The organism is Pseudomonas sp. RIT357 (assembly GCF_000632245.1).
In the GTDB taxonomy this organism is placed as follows: Bacteria; Pseudomonadota; Gammaproteobacteria; order Pseudomonadales; family Pseudomonadaceae; genus Aquipseudomonas; species Aquipseudomonas sivasensis.
Genome location: NZ_JFYX01000012.1, coordinates 222054 through 239234 on the forward strand (window position 1 = coordinate 222054; position 17181 = coordinate 239234).

Genomic DNA, 17181 nt, shown 5'->3' on the forward strand with positions numbered 1-17181 from the left:
TCCTCAGGCGGCGTTCTTGAGTTTCGGGTCCAGCGCGTCGCGCAGTCCGTCACCCATCAAGTTGATTGCCAGCACGCTGAGCAAAATGGTCAAACCAGGCAAGCTCACCACCCACCAGGCGCGTTCGATGTAGTCACGGGCCGAAGCCAGCATGGTGCCCCACTCAGGGGTTGGCGGTTGAACGCCCAAACCGAGGAAGCCCAACGCGGCAGCATCGAGAATCGCCGAAGAGAAACTCAGGGTCGCCTGCACGATCAGCGGTGCCATGCAGTTAGGCAGCACGGTGATGAACATCAGGCGTGGCAGGCCGGCACCGGCGAGGCGCGCGGCGGTCACGTAGTCACGGTTCAACTCGCCCATCACCGCCGCGCGGGTCAGACGCACATAGGACGGCAGCGAGACGATAGCGATGGCGATCACGGTGTTGATCAGGCCAGGGCCGAGGATTGCGACAATGGCAACCGCCAGCAGCAGCGACGGCAGGGCCAGCATGATGTCCATCAAACGCATGATGGTCGGGCCTAGCAGGCGTGGGAAAAAGCCGGCGAACAGCCCCAGCAGGATGCCCGGAATCAGCGACATCACCACCGACGACAAACCGATCAGCAATGACAGGCGCGAGCCCTGGATCAGGCGCGAGAGCAGGTCACGGCCCAGCTCGTCGGTGCCGAGCAGGAACTGGATCTGCCCGCCTTCCAGCCACGACGGCGGGGTGAGCAGGAAGTCACGGTATTGCTCACTCGGGTTGTGGGGTGCAACCCACGGCGCGAAGATCGCGCAAAACACGATCAACAACATGAAGAACAGGCCGGCAACCGCGCCTTTGTTCTTGGAAAAGGCTTGCCAGAATTCTTTGTACGGGGACGGGTACAGCAGGCTTTGATCGACTGCTGACACGGGAGTAGGTGTGGTCATGGTCATGATCTCAGCGCTGGTGACGGATGCGTGGGTTGGCGAAGCCGTAGAGGATATCCACCACGAAGTTCACCAGGATCACCAGACAGGCGATCAGCAGGATGCCGTTTTGCACCACCGGGTAGTCCCGCGCGCCAATGGCTTCGATCAGCCATTTGCCGATACCGGGCCACGAGAAGATGGTTTCGGTCAGTACCGCACCAGCCAGCAGGGTGCCGACTTGCAGGCCGACCACGGTCAGTACCGGGATCAGCGCGTTACGAAGGCCGTGGACAAATACCACGCGTGCCGGCGACAGGCCTTTGGCCTTGGCGGTACGGATGTAGTCTTCACGCAGCACTTCGAGCATGGATGAACGGGTCATCCGTGCGATCACTGCCAATGGAATAGTGCCGAGCACGATGGCCGGCAGGATCAGGTGGTGCAGCGCGTCCCAGAACGCGTCCGGCTCGTCAGCCAGCAGGGTGTCGATCAGCATGAAGCCGGTACGCGGCTCGATGTCGTAGAGCAGGTCGATACGCCCGGAAACCGGGGTCCAGCCCAGGCTCACCGAGAAGAACATGATCAGGATCAGGCCCCACCAGAAGATCGGCATCGAATAGCCCGCGAGGGAGATGCCCATCACCCCGTGGTCGAACAGGGATCCTCGCTTGAGTGCCGCGATCACCCCGGCCAACAGGCCCAGGATACCGGCGAACAACAGGGCGGCCATGGACAGTTCCAGGGTCGCCGGGAAAAGGGCGGTGAATTCGGTCCACACGCTGGTACGGGTACGCAGCGATTCGCCAAGGTCGCCTTGGGCGAGTTTGCCGACATAGTCCAAATATTGCGCATACAGCGGCTTGTTAAGGCCAAGGCGCTCCATTGCCTGTGCGTGCATCTCGGGGTCGACTCGTCGTTCGCCCATCATGACTTCGACGGGGTCGCCGGGGATCATGCGAATCAACGCAAACGTCAGCAACGTGATGCCGAAAAACGTGGGGATCAATAACCCCAGTCGGCGGGCAATAAAACTAAACATCTTGGTGTGTACCTCAATCAGCCGGTTAGGCAGGTTCGGCACCGTCCTGGTGGACGGCGCCGAGCGTTTCTCTTATTTACTTCACCTGGGTGGTGGCGAAGTTATTTGTACCTAGAGGGCTTTGGGTAAAGCCTTCTACGTTTTTACGCATGGCGGTGAACAGTTTCGGGTAAGCCATGGGAAGCCATGGTTGGTCCTTTTCGAAAACGTCCTGTGCTTGTTCATAGAGCGCAGCCCGAGCCGCGGGTTCATCAATTGCGCGGGCTTTGTCGATCAGGGCTTGAAACTCTTTGTTACACCAGCGGGCGTAGTTTTCGCCGTTTTTAGCGGCATCGCAACTCAGGTTGGGCGTGAGGAAGTTGTCCGGGTCGCCGTTATCGCCTACCCAGCCAGCCGAGACCATGTCGTGCTCGCCGTTTTTAGCGCGCTTGAGCATCTCGCCCCATTCCATGACTTTGATATTCACTTTCAAGCCAACCTGCGCCAGATCCGCTTGCATGCGCTGGGCGCCGAGCATCGGGTTGGGATTGGTTGGGCCGCCGCCGTTACGGGTAAACAGGGTGAACTCGGTGCCTTCCGGTACACCGGCTTCCTTGAGCAGGGCGCGGGCTTTGTCGAGGTCGCGGGGCGGGTTTTTCAGGTTCGTATTGAAACCCAGCAAAGTCGGTGGATACGGGCCGGTGCCCACGACCGCATTGCCTTTGCCGAAGAGGGCTTCGGTATAGCCTGCTTTGTCGAACGCGATATTGATCGCGTGGCGAACCCGTGCATCGCTCATGTACTTGTGAGTGGTGTTCATTGCGGTGTAACTGGTGGTCATCGCCGCCAGTTCATCGACCTTGAGGTTCGGGTCTTTCCTGATGCTTGGAATGTCATCGGGCTTGGGGAACAGCGCGATCTGACATTCGTTCGCTTTGAGCTTCTGCAGGCGTACGTTGTTGTCGGTAGTGACCGCGAGGATCAGCGGATCTGCTGCCGGCTTGCCACGGAAATACTCCGGGTTGGCCTTGAAGCGTACCTGGGCGTCCTTGGCGTAGCGCGTGAAGATGAACGGACCAGTACCGATCGGCTTGGCGTTCAGGTCGTCGGTCTTACCGGACTTGAGCAGTTGGTCGGCGTATTCGGCGGAGTGGATCGAAGAGAACGCCATACCCAGGTCGGCCAAAAACGGTGCTTCAGGACGAGTCAGGGTAAAGACGACGGTGTGATCGTCAGTCTTCTCTACGCTCTTGAGCAGTTCCTTGAAGCCCATGCTTTCAAAGTAGGGATAGCCCACGACGGACTTGTTGTGCCAAGGGTGATTCGGGTCCAGCTGGCGCTGGAAGCTCCACAGCACGTCATCGGCATTCAGGTTGCGCGTGGGTTTGAAGTAGTCGGTAGTGTGGAACTTGATGTCGTCACGCAGGTGGAACGTGTAGGTCAGGCCATCGGCGCTGATCTCTGGCAGGTCTTTGGCCAGTGCAGGCACCACTTCGGTGGTGCCTGGCTTGAAGTCGACCAGACGGTTGAACATGGTTTCAGCGGCGGCATCGGCGGTGACGGCGGTGGTGTACAGGACCGGGTCAAAACCTTCCGGGCTGGCTTCGGTGCAGACCACCAGCGGTTTGGCTGAAATCCCGACAGCCACGCTCAACAGCGCAGCAGCCATGGCGGCTTGTAGCGGTAGCATTTTCATTCAGAGCCCTCTGCAATCGATGGGACCAGACAAGCGTAGACGGCGGGCTCGTCCTGAGCCCGCCGTTTACCTGGCGCTAATTAAAGAATGTTGAACGGGATGGTGGTAACCAGACGGAATTCGTTCAGGTTGCCGTCAGACTGTTGTTCACTAGCACGGTGCGCTACGTAGGTGGCGCGAATGGTGGTGGCTTTGAGCGGGCCACTTTGCAGGGCGTAAGACGCGCCAACACCGTATTCATAGTGGTGTTCGCCATCCTGAGCCTGGACACCGTCGTAGCCTTTGTTCTCTACACCGCGGTTGCCGGTGTAGTGCGTACCGTCGATGCCCCAGCCGCGAGCGGTGTAGATGTTGAACTTCAGGCCAGGCACGCCGTATTCGGCCATGTTGATACCGTAGGCAACCTGGAAGGACTTCTCGTTCGGGCCGTTGAAGTCCGACGTCAGGGAGTTGGCCAGGTAGATACCGTTGGTTTCGTGCAGGTAGTCGAAGTACTCGTTACCGTTCACTTGCTGGTACGAGAACGTCAGGCTGTGGGCCTGGTGGGTCAGTCCCAGGGACAGGGAGTAGGTATCGTTGTCGATATCCCCCATCAGCTTTTTGCCTTCATCGACGGTTTTGTAGTAGTTGAAGCCGGTGGTCAGGCCCAGTACCGAGCTGTCACCCAGCTCGTGGGTAGCGCCGAAGTAGTACTGGTTCCAGAAGTCCTTCACGTTGGCTGCGAAGAAGCTGGTTTTCAGGCTCTTGAGCGGCTGGTAGTTAGCGCCCAGGGTGTAAACCTTGTCAGTCTCGACGCCCGCTGCGCCCTTGCTGTTGTACTCACTGCGGAACTTCGACAGGCTCTGTTCGGTACGTGGCGAAACGCGATCGAACACGCCGCCCTGGAACGACAGGTTGCTGAATTCTTCGCTGTTGAAGCTCACACCTTCAAAGCTCGACGGCAGGGCACGGTTGCCGATGGTGTCGACGATGCCGCTGCTGAAGTTCTGGCGACCGGCGGTCAGCGTGGTGTTGGATACGCGGAACTTGACGTTGGCCAGGCCCAGTTTGCTCCACTGGTCCACCGCGTCACCGCGGTCGTGGGCCAGGGTGCGGTTGGAGCCGCCGCCGATGTCTTTTTGATCACGGATCAGAGCGATCACGTTGTAGGCCGCAACTTCGGTGCTGACCCCAACGGTGCCTTGGGTAAACCCCGAGGTGTAATTGAGGATGGTGCCTTGGTCCCAGTTGTAACGACGGGAAATGCTGGTCTTGGTCAGGTCGCCTTTATCCTTGAAATAGGTGATGCGGGTGTTGCGGTTGAATTTTTCGTTCGAGTACCAGTTACGCGTGGTGCCGCCCAGGCTTTGACCGTCAATAAAGCCTTTAGCCTCGCTTTGGGCGCTGGTGCCGGCCAACGTGGTAGGAACGAAGTCCTGGCTTTGGGTTTCAGCGTAGGCGGTTGCCGTGATGGTGCTGATGGCCAGGGCCAGAAGCGCTTTGCTGCTCAGTTTCATGGGTGAAGCTCCTTTGGTTCTCTTTTTTTATGCCGGTCTTTTTAGGTGAACCGACTATTGGTGTGTAACTCGTTCAGGCACTTGCAAACGTTTGCCGTAGGAAAAATCCCAATAAAAGGCTGCACGTTTGCCGGAGAGCTGACTTCGCTCTCCTGCAATCCGGTTATTTTCTTATGGGGTAATACTGACGCCCGAGAACACGTTGCGGCCGAAGGGGCTCACTTTGAACCCTTCGACTTTGGTGCTTAACGGCTGGTTGACCGTCGAGTGGGCGACAGGCGTGATCGGCACTTGCTGCTTGAGCAATTGCTGAGCCTGCTTGTAGAGAACAGTCCTTTGTTCGCGGTCGGTGACGACCTTGGCTTGCTTGATCAGCTTGTCGTACGCCGGGTCACACCACATGGAGTAGTTGTTCCCGCCGATAGCGTCGCAGCTGTAGAGGGTGCCCAGCCAGTTGTCCGGGTCACCGTTGTCGCCGGTCCAGCCGATCAGGCTGATATCGTGCTCACCGTTCTTGGTGCGCTTGATGTACTCGCCCCATTCGTAGCTGACGATCTTCACTTTCAGGCCGATCTTGGCCCAATCGCTTTGCAGCATTTCGGCCATCAGCTTGGCGTTGGGGTTGTACGGCCGTTGCACCGGCATCGCCCACAGGGTGATCTCGGTACCTTCCTTCACACCGGCAGCCTTGAGCAGTTCCTTGGCTTTTTCCGGGTTGTAGGCGGCGTCTTTGATGGTGTCGTCGTAAGACCATTGCGTCGGCGGCATGGCGTTGACCGCCAGTTGCCCCGCGCCTTGGTACACGGCATTCAGGATGCTCTGCTTATTCACCGCCATGTCCAGCGCCTGGCGCACTTCGAGCTGGTCGAATGGCTTGTGGCGCACGTTGTAGGCGATGTAGCCGAGGTTGAAGCCCGGTTTGGTCAGCAGTTGAAGCTTCGGGTCGGCCTTGAGCGCATCGACGTCAGCCGGACGCGGATGCAGGGTCACCTGGCATTCCCCGGCCTTGAGCTTCTGCACCCGCACCGAGGCGTCGGTGTTGATGGCGAAAATCAGTTGATCGAGCTGAACGCGACTCGGGTCCCAGTACTGTTTGTTGCCCGTGTAACGGATCTGCGAGTCTTTCTGATAGCGCTGGAACACGAACGGGCCAGTGCCGATCGGTTTTTGGTTGATGTCGCTGGGCTTGCCGCTCTTGAGCAACTGCTCGGCGTATTCGGCTGAGAGGATCGAAGCGAAGCTCATGGCGATGTTTTGTATGAACGCGGCGTCCACCGTGTTCAGGGTCATCACCACGGTGTTAGCGTCGGTTTTTTCGACCTTGGCAATGTTCTTGTTCAGGCTCATCCCGTTGAAGTACGGAAACTCTGTGGGGTAGGCCTTACGGAACGGGTGGTCGGGGTCCAGCATGCGGTTGAAGGTGAACAGCACGTCGTCGGCATTGAAGTCGCGCGTCGGCTTGAACTCCTTGTTGCTGTGGAATTTCACCCCTTCACGCAAATGGAAGGTGTAGGTCAGACCGTCTTCGGAAATATCCCATTTGGTCGCCAGCCCAGGCTGTACGTTGGTTGCACCTTTTTCAAACTCGACCAGCCGGTTGTACAGCGGCTCGGCCGCGTCGTTGTCGGTGGCGGTGGTGTATTGCGCGGTGTCAAAACCTGCCGGGCTGCCTTCCGAGCAGAACACCAGGCTCTTCTTGTCGGCGGCGTGGCCCATGGTGGCCATGGCCAGCAGGCTGGTGCCAAAAATGGCGGATAGAACGGTGGTATGGCGCATGACGATCCCGATCCTTGTTTGTAGTTGTCATCAGCGAGCAATCACCCAGGCGCAAAGCCTGGGAGACATCACTGATCCCACACACAGCAAGTGCCTTTCCCAAGTCGGAGCTTCTGCTGTCCTACGACGTTATGGGTCGCGGACTTCACAGTAAATGCGCCAAATTGGATTGACCCTGTAGGCAACGGAGTCCCGTTTCGCAGTTCGTTGCTGTAGGAAGCATCGGCTGCGAACGTGGTCAATTTCCTAAGGGCCAGGCGGATGTAATAACGGCGACGTTACGAAACGTCGCCGTCAATGATCCTTACTTGCCGCTGACGCTCACGCCGTAGAAGGAGTTCAAGCCAAACGGGCTGATCTTGAAGTCCTGCACGGTGTTGCGCATGGGTTGATACACCGTCGAGTGCGCGATAGGTGTCATCGGGACTGCATCTTTGAGGATATGTTGCGCCTGCTTATACAGCTCGGTGCGTTTGGCGACATCCGATGTGGCCTTGGCTTCTTTCACGACGCCGTCGAATTTCTTGTCGCACCACTTGGAGAAGTTGTTGCCGGACAGGGAATCGCAGCCAAACAGCACGTTCAGCCAGTTGTCCGGGTCACCATTGTCGCCGCTCCAGCCAATGATCATGGCCTGGTTCTCGCCGCCCTTGGAACGCTTGATGTACTCGCCCCACTCGTAGCTGGTGATCTTGACCTTCAGGCCGATCTTGGACCAGTCGTTCTGCAGCATTTCAGCCATCAGTTTGGCGTTCGGGTTGTACGGACGCTGAACCGGCATGGCCCACAGCACGATTTCGGTACCTTCCTTGACGCCCGCTTCCTTGAGCAGCGCCTTGGCTTTCTCGGGGTTGTAGGCGGCGTCCTTGATGGTGGTGTCGTAGGACCATTGAGTCGGCGGCATGGCGTTGACGGCCAGTTGGCCGGCGCCCTGGTAAACGGAGTCGATGATCTGCTGCTTATTGACCGACATGTCCAGCGCCTGGCGTACGCGCAGGTCAGCCAGTGGGTTGGGCTGGTCGCTGCCCTTGACCTTGTCCATGACGTTGTAGGCGACATAACCCAGGTTGAAACCGGCCTGGTTCGGCAGTTTCAGGTCCTTGTCTTCGCCCAGCGCCTTGAGGTCGGCCGGACGCGGGAAGAGGGTGATCTGGCATTCGTTTTTCTTGAGCTTCTGGATACGCACCGACGGGTCGGTGGTGATAGCGAAGATCAGGTTGTCGATCTTCACGTCTTCAGGTTTCCAGTAGTCCTTGTTGCCGGTGTAACGAATGTTCGAGTCTTTCTGGTAGCTCTTGAACACGAACGGGCCAGTGCCGATTGGCTTCTGGTTGATGTCCTGAGGCGTACCGTTCTTCAGCAACTGGGCGGCATATTCGGCCGACTGGATCGACGCGAAGCTCATCGCCAGGTTTTGGATAAAAGCGGCGTCCACGGTGCCAAGGGTGAACTTGACGGTGTGGGCGTCGACTTTCTCGATGTTCTTGATGTTGGTGTCCATACCCATGTCCGTGAAGTACGGAAACTCAGTGGGGTAGGCCTTACGGAATGGATCGTCTTTGTTGATCATTCGGTTGAAGGTGAACAGTACGTCGTCAGCCGAGAATTCACGAGTGGGCTTGAAGTACGGGGTGGTGTGGAACTTGACGCCTTCGCGAAGGTGGAAAGTGTACGTCAGGCCATCCGGGGATACGTCCCAGCTGGTGGCGAGGCCAGGAACAACAGCGGTGCCGCCACGTTCGAACTGGCTCAGACGGTTGAACATGGTTTCGGCCGAAGCATCGAAGTCTGTTCCGGTGGTGTACTGGCCTGGATCGAAACCGGCCGGGCTCCCTTCGGAGCAGAACACCAGGTTAGTCGCCGCTTGGGCGAAAGGGGCTGCGGCCATAAGGCCAGCGCTAACAATTAACGGAATGACTGCGTGTTTAAGCATGTTGGCCTCATGATTTGTTGTCATTTTTGGTGGTGAGGGCGACCTCGTGAGTCGGCCTGCGGATACTTATGCAGGCGCCATACCCATTGCAAGATGCTGAACCGTTGCAGGCGGGAAAGAGTGGTACGAACGTACAGGAATGTCGCAATTATGAAAGTTTTGACATATTTGTATCTGTTTTGAGGGTTTTTTCGGTGCGCAGGGCGCACCAAAAAAGCCCAACCAAGGCGTCTAGCGCACTTGGTTGGGGCGTCGCTGTTACTTATCTAGACTCACGCCGTAGAAGGGCGTCAGGCCAAACGGGCTGATCTTGAAGTCTTTGACTTCTTTGCGCAGGGGTTGGAAAACCGTCGAGTTTGCAATAGGCGTTATAGGTACTTGTTCTTTAAGAATTTTTTGCGCCTGTTGATACCACTTGATGCGCTGCTCACGGTCACTGCTGACCTTTGCTTGCTGCACCAGCTTGTCATAGGCCGGGTTACACCATTTGGCGTAGTTGCTGCCCTTCACCGCGGCACAACTGTAGAGCACGCCGAGCCAGTTATCCGGGTCGCCGTTGTCACCGGTCCAGCCGTAAATCATCGCGTCGTGCTCGCCATTTTTGGCGCGCTTGATGTACTCGCCCCATTCATAACTGACGATATTGGCCTTGATGCCCACTTTTTCCCAATCCTGCTGGATCATCTGCGCCGACATGCGCGCATTCGGGTTGGACGCGCGTTGTACGGTCATCGCCCACAGGTTGATGGTGGTACCGGGTGCAACCCCTGCTTCTTTAAGTAGCGCCTTGGCTTTGGTGGGATCGTAAGGGGCGTCCTTGATGGTGGGGTCATAAGACCACTGCGCCGGTGGCAGTGCGTTCTGCGCCAATTGCCCGGCGCTCTGGTACACGGCCTTGATGATCGCCGGCTTGTCGATCGCCATGTCCAGGGCTTGGCGCACCTTGAGCTGGTCCAGTGGCGGGTGGGTCACGTTGTACGCCAGGAAGCCCAGGTTGAACCCGGCTTGCTGCAGCACGCGCAAATTCGGGTCTTGTTTCATCACTTCGATATCGGCGGGGCGCGGGTAACCGCTGACCTGGCATTCGCCGGCCTTGAGTTTTTGCAGGCGCGACGCGGCATCCGGGGTGATGGCGAACACCAGGTTATCGAGCTTTACGTCCTCGGGTTTCCAATACTGTTTATTGGCCACGTAGCGAATCTGCGAGTCCTTTTGGTAGCGCTTGAACACAAATGGTCCGGTGCCCACCGGCTTCTGATTGATGTCCGAGGCTGCGCCTTGCTTGAGCAATTGCGCGGCGTACTCGGCGGACTGCACCGAGGCAAAGCTCATGGCCAGGTTTTGCACGAAGGACGCATCGACATTGTTCAGGTTGAAACGCACGGTATGTTCGTCGAGTTTTTCGACGCTTTTGATCGTGGTGTTCAGGCCCATGTCAGTGAAGTACGGCGATTCGGAAGGGTAGGCCTTGCGAAACGGACTGTCGGAATCGAGCAGACGGTTGAAAGTGAACAGCACGTCTTCGGCATTGAAGTCACGGGTGGGCGTGAAGAAATCGGTGGTGTGGAACTTGACGCCATCGCGCAGGTGGAAGGTATACGTCAGGCCATCGCTGGACACATCCCAGCTTGTTGCCAGACCGGGTTCGACTTCGGTGCCACCGCGCTTGAATTGGGTCAGACGGTTGAACACGGTTTCGGCGGAAGCATCAAAATCAGTGCCGCTGGTGTACTGGCTGGGATCGAATCCGGCGGGGCTCGCTTCGGAGCAATAGACCAGGGTGCTGGCGGCCTGGGCCATTGGCATGAACGCCAGCAGGCCGGCGGCGAGGAGGAGCGGTTTTAAGGCGATTCTTTCCATGGAGACCCCTGAAGTGGCAGGCATGTAACCGTAGCCAAATGAAAACGGCGGTGACCGAGGTTACCGCCGTTCAGGGGCGTCATGTAAGGGGGCGTTGTAGCCAGGCTTCGGCTATGGGGCGACCACTACTTCGATGTGAGTGGGGGCGTCTTTGTCGATCGTGAATAAACTATCCAGATCATTGCCTTCCCGGATCGTGAACGTTCTCTTGATGATCACCTCCACACCCGGAACACGGTTGATATCTTTTTCCGGGTTGGAGAGGTGCCCTTTGGAGGTGATCCGGACCGTCGTCACGCTATCGGACCCGCCATTAGACACGTCGTGATTGATGTGGAACTGGGTGTCGTCAGCGCCAAAGTAGTAGCCATCCTGCAGTACCGAACTGCCGTTCAATTCAATGGTGGCCGGGGCTATTGAGCCTTGATGGGCTACTTCGGAAATGCGCGCACGTAGGTCCGCATCAGCAATTGCGCTCTCAAACTGCCTGAGCCTCGCTTGCCTGATGCTTTCGGCCGAACCCGCCGTGGCGTCCAGTTGCAGGGTCTCGGTTAGCCCATTTTCGGTCGAGGTGACGCTGTAGGGATTGCGGTTTATATCCAAAACAAAGTTGGGTGAGTATTCGCTGGAGCTGTGTTCCGTGAGCTGTGCCTTTTCACCCGATTCAACGGAAAATCCAGTCTCGTCGATGTTCCAAAACACCTTGAAATTCGCTCTGGGGCGGCTTCCGCTGACCTCGAAATTGGTAGTGGCGAAGTCGTAGTTGGTTCCCGCTTTGATTTTCAAGAATTCATCGACTCTTGCGGAACCTTCCATCTGTTTGCCGTCGGTATTGAGGAAATGATTGGCAAAGGACGGTGTGGGCTTTATTTCCTCGATTTGTGGGGGTGAGATGCTGCGCCCCCAGGGCAACCTGATACCGCCGTTTCCTTTGGCCGACACCCATTCGCCATTGCCCGAAGAGTGGACAGTCGTCACTGGCAGTCTGGTTTCGCGGTCAATGATCTGCACATAGTTGTTGCTCAGTTTGAAATCCTCCCGGATCTCGTACACCTTGCTGGTGCCGGTTGCGTCGGCGTAGCGGATGAGCCACCGGTCGGCGCCTGTGCTCGCATCCTTGATCTGATAAATACCCTTGGCGTTGGGTGCAGTGTTTTTGATCAGTTGCTCGCCGTCCGGCACCGCGTGCTGGCTGATGTTCCCCGCTTGGCTGGGGCGCAGCCGGTTGCCAGGCAGTCCTTTAGTTGGAACGCTGATGTCATCGGTATTTTTTGGGGGCTTGGGAGCGTTCACGAACTCAAAGTCGTGTGTCTGCGAGTTTCGCTTCCAGGTGTAATTTTCGGCACTCGGAAGGCCAGTACCCTTTAGGGTGTCACTCAGTCCGGACTCTACAGCGCCTGGAGCAAGTTCATGGGCCAATTGCAGGCTTGATATGACCGCTGCTGCATTGCCTCCCACACGATCTTCTGCCGTCATACCGTAGAGGCCATCATGGACGCCGAATACGATGTTGCCCGTGTTACCAATGACAGGGACGTACCCGAATGTATTACCCCAGAAGTCTTTCGCAGACTTCCAGTCCTGCTGCGAGGAACCAAAGACTTCAGTCTGGTCGGACCATAACGCATTCTTGGCATTCACCGCTTGATAGTGAGAGGCCACGCCATTGTTCAAGGTGCCAAACTTCAACCGATAATCACCGCCTCGGGCTCGGGTGTAGTTAAATAGTTGCGCCGCCGGTATCTCCTCATCTGAAAGGAAGTTGTGATAACCAGGGAAGTGGGCATTGGCTCCTGAGATTAACGTATCAAGCACATAGGCCGCACTTGGCCAGTGCGAATCCTTGCCTCCTTGTATGTCTCGGGTATTAAAACTTCTCAGTAAGTTAGAGTGGTTGTCTTTAGCCCAGCTTGCAAAAGCTGCATCACCATGTAACTCATGGACAGAACCATTCTTGATGTCAATCATTAACCCTTGGTTGGGCCGGTGTTCATAATTTCCATCATAAGGGGTGTACGCAATAAAGGCATATCCTGACATTGGATAGCCGTATACGTTTGGAATGATGACTTGCGAGTTGTTGTCCAGGGTGCGCGCGACCGCTTGTTGCCCTTGAGGGCTTAACTTGTTAAAGCTCCCTATATCACTGCGCAGGCTTTGCAATGTTCCCTTTACAACATACGCGTCCGCTTCTCCAGAGATGGCCGCCAGTGGGCCCGAAGGATCGCGCATGGGTTTGGATACTTCATTTTCCCAATGATTTTGAAGGGTTTTACCTACCGACTCCAGTTGGTCGATCTTTCTTTTATCCTTCGCCGCTATATCCATTTCGTTGAAGTTGACCGGGCCGCCCCGTTGCACTTTATCGTGCGCTAAAGCACCAGCTGCAATTTCCCATGCAAAGTAGGTGCGCTCCGACCTGCTGCTCAGGTTTTCCGGCTTTCCCATTCCCGTGTAGGAAGAGAACGTCACTGTGAATTTTTCATGAGGGTCGTACCCCGCGGCCAATAAACCACCGCTGAAGTAGCCGGCGGGCTCCATGAACAGTCGGGCATTCTGGAAGTTAACGCTTCTTTCACCCTGATTGATGCTGGGTATTTTTTCAGTCAGCATCATGACTCGAAAAGCGTAATCATTGATGCGCTGCTTGCGTTCTTGCAGGGTGTAGCCAGCCGAAGGCGCAGATAAAGTGTCTGACCCATAAATCACTCTTGTTTGGACAGCTGCTTCAGGATTGCTGGGCGTGGCCGGACTCGTCGTATGGCGCGAGGTGCCCCTTCCGCTCTCAGTTATATTCTGTGAAGAGGGGGGAGCGCTGATTGAATGAGCATGATGGCGATGTGCAGGTGGAAGTGGGGACGCTGAATGTATGTTCATTAAAGGCTCATTTTACTCGTGGATGTCATAGTGTTAATCGTCCGTCGCCAAGCAATAGCTTCGGTGTGACTATTGTTTTCAACTGCCGGTATTTTGATGCTGGTTAGATCATGTTTCGCGTCGTTTCCATTGGGTTAACTCTCGCAATCCCATCATCCTTATGAGCGCTCGAATAGTGTTTTCTATGTCGATCTATCAGGCATAAGTTTTTGTTCCGACTTCTTGTCGGTGCCTGGTTGCCCTGTGCCTGAATGGAGTTGTGTTGTAATTGAAATTTACGGTTTTCGTGTTTTGCGCCGAAGCATAAAAGTTGTGTGATTGGTTCCTGTTGGTGTGTTCGATTAGTTAAGCAGTGGGTTAGAAGTGGTTGGCTTAACTAAGTGGCAGCCCACAAGGTAACGGTTCAATTTTTATGTTGGAGTTTTATGTGCAATTTATTTTTAAGTATAGGTCTGCTTCGTTCGGGGGCAGCTGTATCGGCATCGCCCTCTTTGATAGCGGTGACCCTATTAAAGTGTGGTTTGTTTGGCGGGCGCCGCTGGGCGTTATTGCATTGATGGAATGACAGGCAAAAAAAAAGCGCAGCCATCAGGCTGCGCCGTTTTTATGAATTGAAACGGTTACTGCAAGACTTCGATCACCCCATCGGCGCTCATGTTGACCTGGCTGGTACCGGCCTCGACTTCGGGCGTCGGTGCAGAATCCATCTCGGCAGCTTTCATCATCATCGCGCCGCGTGCGTAGGTTTGTGGATAACCATTGGTGTTGAAGTTCAGGTTGACGATTTTGTAACCCTTGCCGCCCAGGGCGTCGGTGGCCAGTTGCGCGCGCGCTTTGAAGGCAGCCACCGCGTCCTTGAGCAGGGCGTCTTCGCTGGCCTTGCGGGTGCTGTCGGCGATGGCGAAATCCATGCTGTCCATTTTCAGGGTGCTCAGCAGCTCGCCTGTGAGTTTGGACAGTGCCGGGAAGTCTGCGCTTTCCAGACGCAGTTCGGCACGTTCACGCCAGCCGGTAATTTTCTGGGTCTTGTTGTCGTAGATCGGGTAGCTGTTGCGGCTGCCCTGGCGCAGAGTCACAGCCTTGACTTCACGAGCCTGGCCCAGCGCTGTGTTCATGGCGGTGGTGATAGTGGCGGCGAGTTTGGCCGGGTCACTGTTCTGGGACTCGGTGTAGAGCGTAACGATCATCTTGTCGCGGGCCACTTCCTGGCTGACTTCGGCACGCAGAGAGATCTGGTTGTAATGCAGCTCATCGGCGGCCAGCGCCGGAAGGCTGGCCAGCGCGCTGAGGGTGAGAACGGCTGCACTGCGATTGAAACGAGACATGGAAGCTCCTTGGGATATTCGTGTTCGGTATGACTGTAGACGGCGACGTGGGGTTCTTCGGGTTTACACAATACAAACAAATTGTAGAAGGGCCGTTTGCCAGGCTCAGCGACTGCGCCTTGCCGGGTGGAAGCGGTGGGCCTGTAGCTGAGGTTCTATTTCAGAACTTCCGCAACCAGCCCTCGGTCCTGCTGTGATCAAGTACAGTCATGGGCACCGCCTGAGTGACGCGTGGGAAATGCGCCTTGGGTGGTCCGTCGTTCACAGCGGTTCCTGAATGAATGCCGCAGAATATGTGTGCGAAGGTGCTGTGGCGGTTTGCCGCACGCACCCTGCCATCGTCGTGTCTTGGTTATACTCGATGCGATCTACCCGCTGCGCTCACCGGGAGAGCTCATGCTCGCCGCCGTAAAACTGACTTCCGCCACCCGCCAGAATCTCTGGCGCCTGACGTTCATTCGTACCCTGGTACTGGCCGCGCAGGCCGGTTCGGTCGGGCTTGCCTATTGGTTCGACCTGCTGCCGCTGCCTTGGCTACAACTGGGCGTGACCCTTGGTTTCTCTATCGTGCTGTGCGTGTTCACTGCCATCCGCTTGCGCACTACATGGCCGGTGACCGAACTTGAATACGCGCTGCAACTGGCCTGCGATCTGTTTATCCACAGTGTGTTGCTGTATTTCTCCGGTGGCTCCACCAACCCGTTCGTGTCTTATTACCTGGTGCCGTTGACCATCGCCGCCGTGACGTTGCCGTGGCGCTACTCGGTGGTGCTGTCGGGTATCGCCCTGACCCTCTACACCTTGCTGCTGGCACAGTTCTACCCGCTGCAAACGTTCCCAATTGCCCGGGAAAACCTGCAGATCTATGGGATGTGGCTGAGTTTTGCCCTGTCTGCCGCCGTCATTACCTTCTTCGCCGCGCGCATGGCCGAAGAACTGCGCCGCCAGGAAGAACTGCGCGCCATTCGCCGTGAAGAAGGCCTGCGCGACCAGCAACTGCTGGCCGTTGCCACCCAGGCCGCCGGAGCCGCCCACGAGTTGGGTACGCCGCTGGCCACCATGAGCGTGCTGCTTAACGAAATGGTTCAGGACCACCCCGATCCTGCGCTGCAAGAAGACCTCGGCGTATTGCGCGAGCAGGTCAAGCAGTGCAAGCAGACTTTGCAGCAATTGGTGCGCGCCGCCGAAGCCAATCGCCGCCTGGCGGTGGAGATGCAGGACGTGACACAGTGGCTCGACGAAGCGCTCAACCGCTGGCACCTGATGCGTCCCGAAGCCAGTTATCGTTTCAGTCTGCTGGGGCAGGGCACAGTACCGCGCATGGCGCCGCCGCCGGATCTGACTCAGGCGCTGCTCAATCTGCTGAACAATGCCGCCGACGCCTGCCCGGAAGGCCTTGGCGTGCAGTTGGATTGGGACGCAGAAAACGTGACCATCAGCATTCGTGACCACGGCGCCGGCGTGCCGCTGGCTATTGCCGAGCAGATCGGCAAACCTTTCTTTACCACCAAGGGCAAAGGCTTCGGCTTGGGCCTGTTTTTGAGCAAGGCCAGCGTGACCCGCGCGGGTGGCTCAGTGAAGCTCTATAGTCATGAGGAAGGCGGCACGCTCACCGAGCTGCGCCTGCCCCGTGTTGCACGAGGAGATATCGATGAGTGACGAGATCCAAGTCGAAGGCGAAGAACTGCCGCACCTGCTGCTGGTAGATGACGACGCTACCTTTACCCGCGTGATGGCGCGCGCCATGAGCCGTCGCGGCTTTCGTGTGAGCACCGCAGGTTCGGCTGAAGAAGGCCTGACCATCGCACAGGCCGATTTGCCGGACTACGCCGCGCTCGACCTGAAGATGGACGGCGACTCCGGTCTGGTGCTGCTGCCCAAGCTGCTGGAACTCGACCCGGAAATGCGCGTGGTGATTCTCACCGGTTACTCCAGCATCGCCACCGCCGTCGAGGCCATCAAGCGCGGCGCCTGCAATTACCTGTGCAAACCGGCGGACGCCGACGATGTGCTGGCCGCCTTACTCTCCGAGCATGCCGACCTCGACACCCTGGTACCGGAAAACCCGATGTCGGTGGACCGCCTGCAGTGGGAGCACATTCAGCGTGTCCTGACCGAGCACGAAGGCAACATCTCCGCTACCGCCCGCGCCCTAGGCATGCACCGCCGCACCCTGCAACGCAAGCTGCAGAAACGTCCGGTACGACGCTGAACCTAGGCTGAACAACCCGCTTCAGGCCGCACGGAGCCCTGAACCGATCAACTATGATCGGTTCAAACGCCTGCCTTCTTTCCTACGAGCC

Annotated in this window: 11 protein-coding genes; 2 read left to right on the plus strand and 9 right to left on the minus strand. The window is 57.1% G+C overall.

Annotated elements, in window-relative coordinates; translation table 11 throughout:
* Nucleotides 1-3: 3 nt before the first annotated feature.
* The 9 genes from BW43_RS17050 to BW43_RS17010 all read right to left on the minus strand — a co-directional run bounded on the left by BW43_RS17050 (nt 4) and on the right by BW43_RS17010 (nt 14878).
* Complete coding sequence (locus BW43_RS17050; protein ID WP_032886481.1) at nt 4-915, minus strand: ABC transporter permease subunit; 912 nt, start codon at nt 913-915, stop codon at nt 4-6.
* A gap of 10 nt (nt 916-925) precedes the next feature.
* Nucleotides 926-1936: an ABC transporter permease subunit gene (locus tag BW43_RS17045; protein WP_003171721.1), complete on the minus strand. Its 1011-nt coding sequence runs from the start codon at nt 1934-1936 to the stop codon at nt 926-928.
* Between the two features lie 76 nt (nt 1937-2012).
* Entirely contained in the window at nt 2013-3611 is a 1599-nt protein-coding gene (locus BW43_RS17040) for an ABC transporter substrate-binding protein (RefSeq protein WP_032886228.1), read from the minus strand.
* A gap of 80 nt (nt 3612-3691) precedes the next feature.
* Nucleotides 3692-5107, minus strand: coding sequence for an OprD family outer membrane porin (locus tag BW43_RS17035; protein WP_032886229.1), 1416 nt, complete (start codon nt 5105-5107; stop codon nt 3692-3694).
* Between the two features lie 171 nt (nt 5108-5278).
* Nucleotides 5279-6832 (minus strand): ABC transporter substrate-binding protein, encoded by a 1554-nt coding sequence (locus tag BW43_RS17030; RefSeq protein ID WP_371260713.1) that lies wholly within the window; start codon nt 6830-6832, stop codon nt 5279-5281.
* 355 nt (nt 6833-7187) lie between these two features.
* The gene (locus BW43_RS17025; RefSeq protein WP_032886231.1) at nt 7188-8816 is read right to left on the minus strand and encodes an ABC transporter substrate-binding protein; all 1629 of its coding nucleotides are present in this window, start codon (nt 8814-8816) and stop codon (nt 7188-7190) included.
* 258 nt (nt 8817-9074) lie between these two features.
* Complete coding sequence (locus BW43_RS17020) at nt 9075-10676, minus strand: ABC transporter substrate-binding protein (RefSeq protein WP_032886232.1); 1602 nt, start codon at nt 10674-10676, stop codon at nt 9075-9077.
* A gap of 111 nt (nt 10677-10787) precedes the next feature.
* On the minus strand, nt 10788-13289 hold the full coding sequence (locus BW43_RS17015; RefSeq protein WP_256226268.1) for a hypothetical protein: 2502 nt from the start codon (nt 13287-13289) through the stop codon (nt 10788-10790).
* 884 nt (nt 13290-14173) lie between these two features.
* Nucleotides 14174-14878: an SIMPL domain-containing protein gene (locus BW43_RS17010; RefSeq protein WP_032886233.1), complete on the minus strand. Its 705-nt coding sequence runs from the start codon at nt 14876-14878 to the stop codon at nt 14174-14176.
* A 396-nt stretch (nt 14879-15274) separates the two neighbouring features.
* Here BW43_RS17010 and BW43_RS17005 point away from each other — a divergent pair, with 396 nt between their 5' ends.
* The gene (locus BW43_RS17005; RefSeq protein ID WP_032886234.1) at nt 15275-16537 is read left to right on the plus strand and encodes an ATP-binding protein; all 1263 of its coding nucleotides are present in this window, start codon (nt 15275-15277) and stop codon (nt 16535-16537) included.
* Nucleotides 16530-17090: a response regulator transcription factor gene (locus BW43_RS17000; RefSeq protein ID WP_003171731.1), complete on the plus strand. Its 561-nt coding sequence runs from the start codon at nt 16530-16532 to the stop codon at nt 17088-17090. Before BW43_RS17005 ends, BW43_RS17000 begins: the two co-directional genes overlap by 8 nt.
* Nucleotides 17091-17181 lie beyond the last annotated feature (91 nt).

Excerpts from the sequence above, each read along its gene's own strand:
- BW43_RS17050 (WP_032886481.1), bottom strand. The coding sequence starts at position 915 with ATGACCACACCTACTCCCGTGTCAGCAGTCGATCAAAGCCTGCTGTAC.
- BW43_RS17045 (WP_003171721.1), bottom strand. The coding sequence starts at position 1,936 with ATGTTTAGTTTTATTGCCCGCCGACTGGGGTTATTGATCCCCACGTTT.
- BW43_RS17040 (WP_032886228.1), bottom strand. The coding sequence starts at position 3,611 with ATGAAAATGCTACCGCTACAAGCCGCCATGGCTGCTGCGCTGTTGAGC.
- BW43_RS17035 (WP_032886229.1), bottom strand. The coding sequence starts at position 5,107 with ATGAAACTGAGCAGCAAAGCGCTTCTGGCCCTGGCCATCAGCACCATC.
- BW43_RS17030 (WP_371260713.1), bottom strand. The coding sequence starts at position 6,832 with ATGGCCACCATGGGCCACGCCGCCGACAAGAAGAGCCTGGTGTTCTGC.
- BW43_RS17025 (WP_032886231.1), bottom strand. The coding sequence starts at position 8,816 with ATGCTTAAACACGCAGTCATTCCGTTAATTGTTAGCGCTGGCCTTATG.
- BW43_RS17020 (WP_032886232.1), bottom strand. The coding sequence starts at position 10,676 with ATGGAAAGAATCGCCTTAAAACCGCTCCTCCTCGCCGCCGGCCTGCTG.
- BW43_RS17015 (WP_256226268.1), bottom strand. The coding sequence starts at position 13,289 with ATGCTGACTGAAAAAATACCCAGCATCAATCAGGGTGAAAGAAGCGTT.
- BW43_RS17010 (WP_032886233.1), bottom strand. The coding sequence starts at position 14,878 with ATGTCTCGTTTCAATCGCAGTGCAGCCGTTCTCACCCTCAGCGCGCTG.
- BW43_RS17005 (WP_032886234.1), top strand. The coding sequence starts at position 15,275 with ATGCTCGCCGCCGTAAAACTGACTTCCGCCACCCGCCAGAATCTCTGG.
- BW43_RS17000 (WP_003171731.1), top strand. The coding sequence starts at position 16,530 with ATGAGTGACGAGATCCAAGTCGAAGGCGAAGAACTGCCGCACCTGCTG.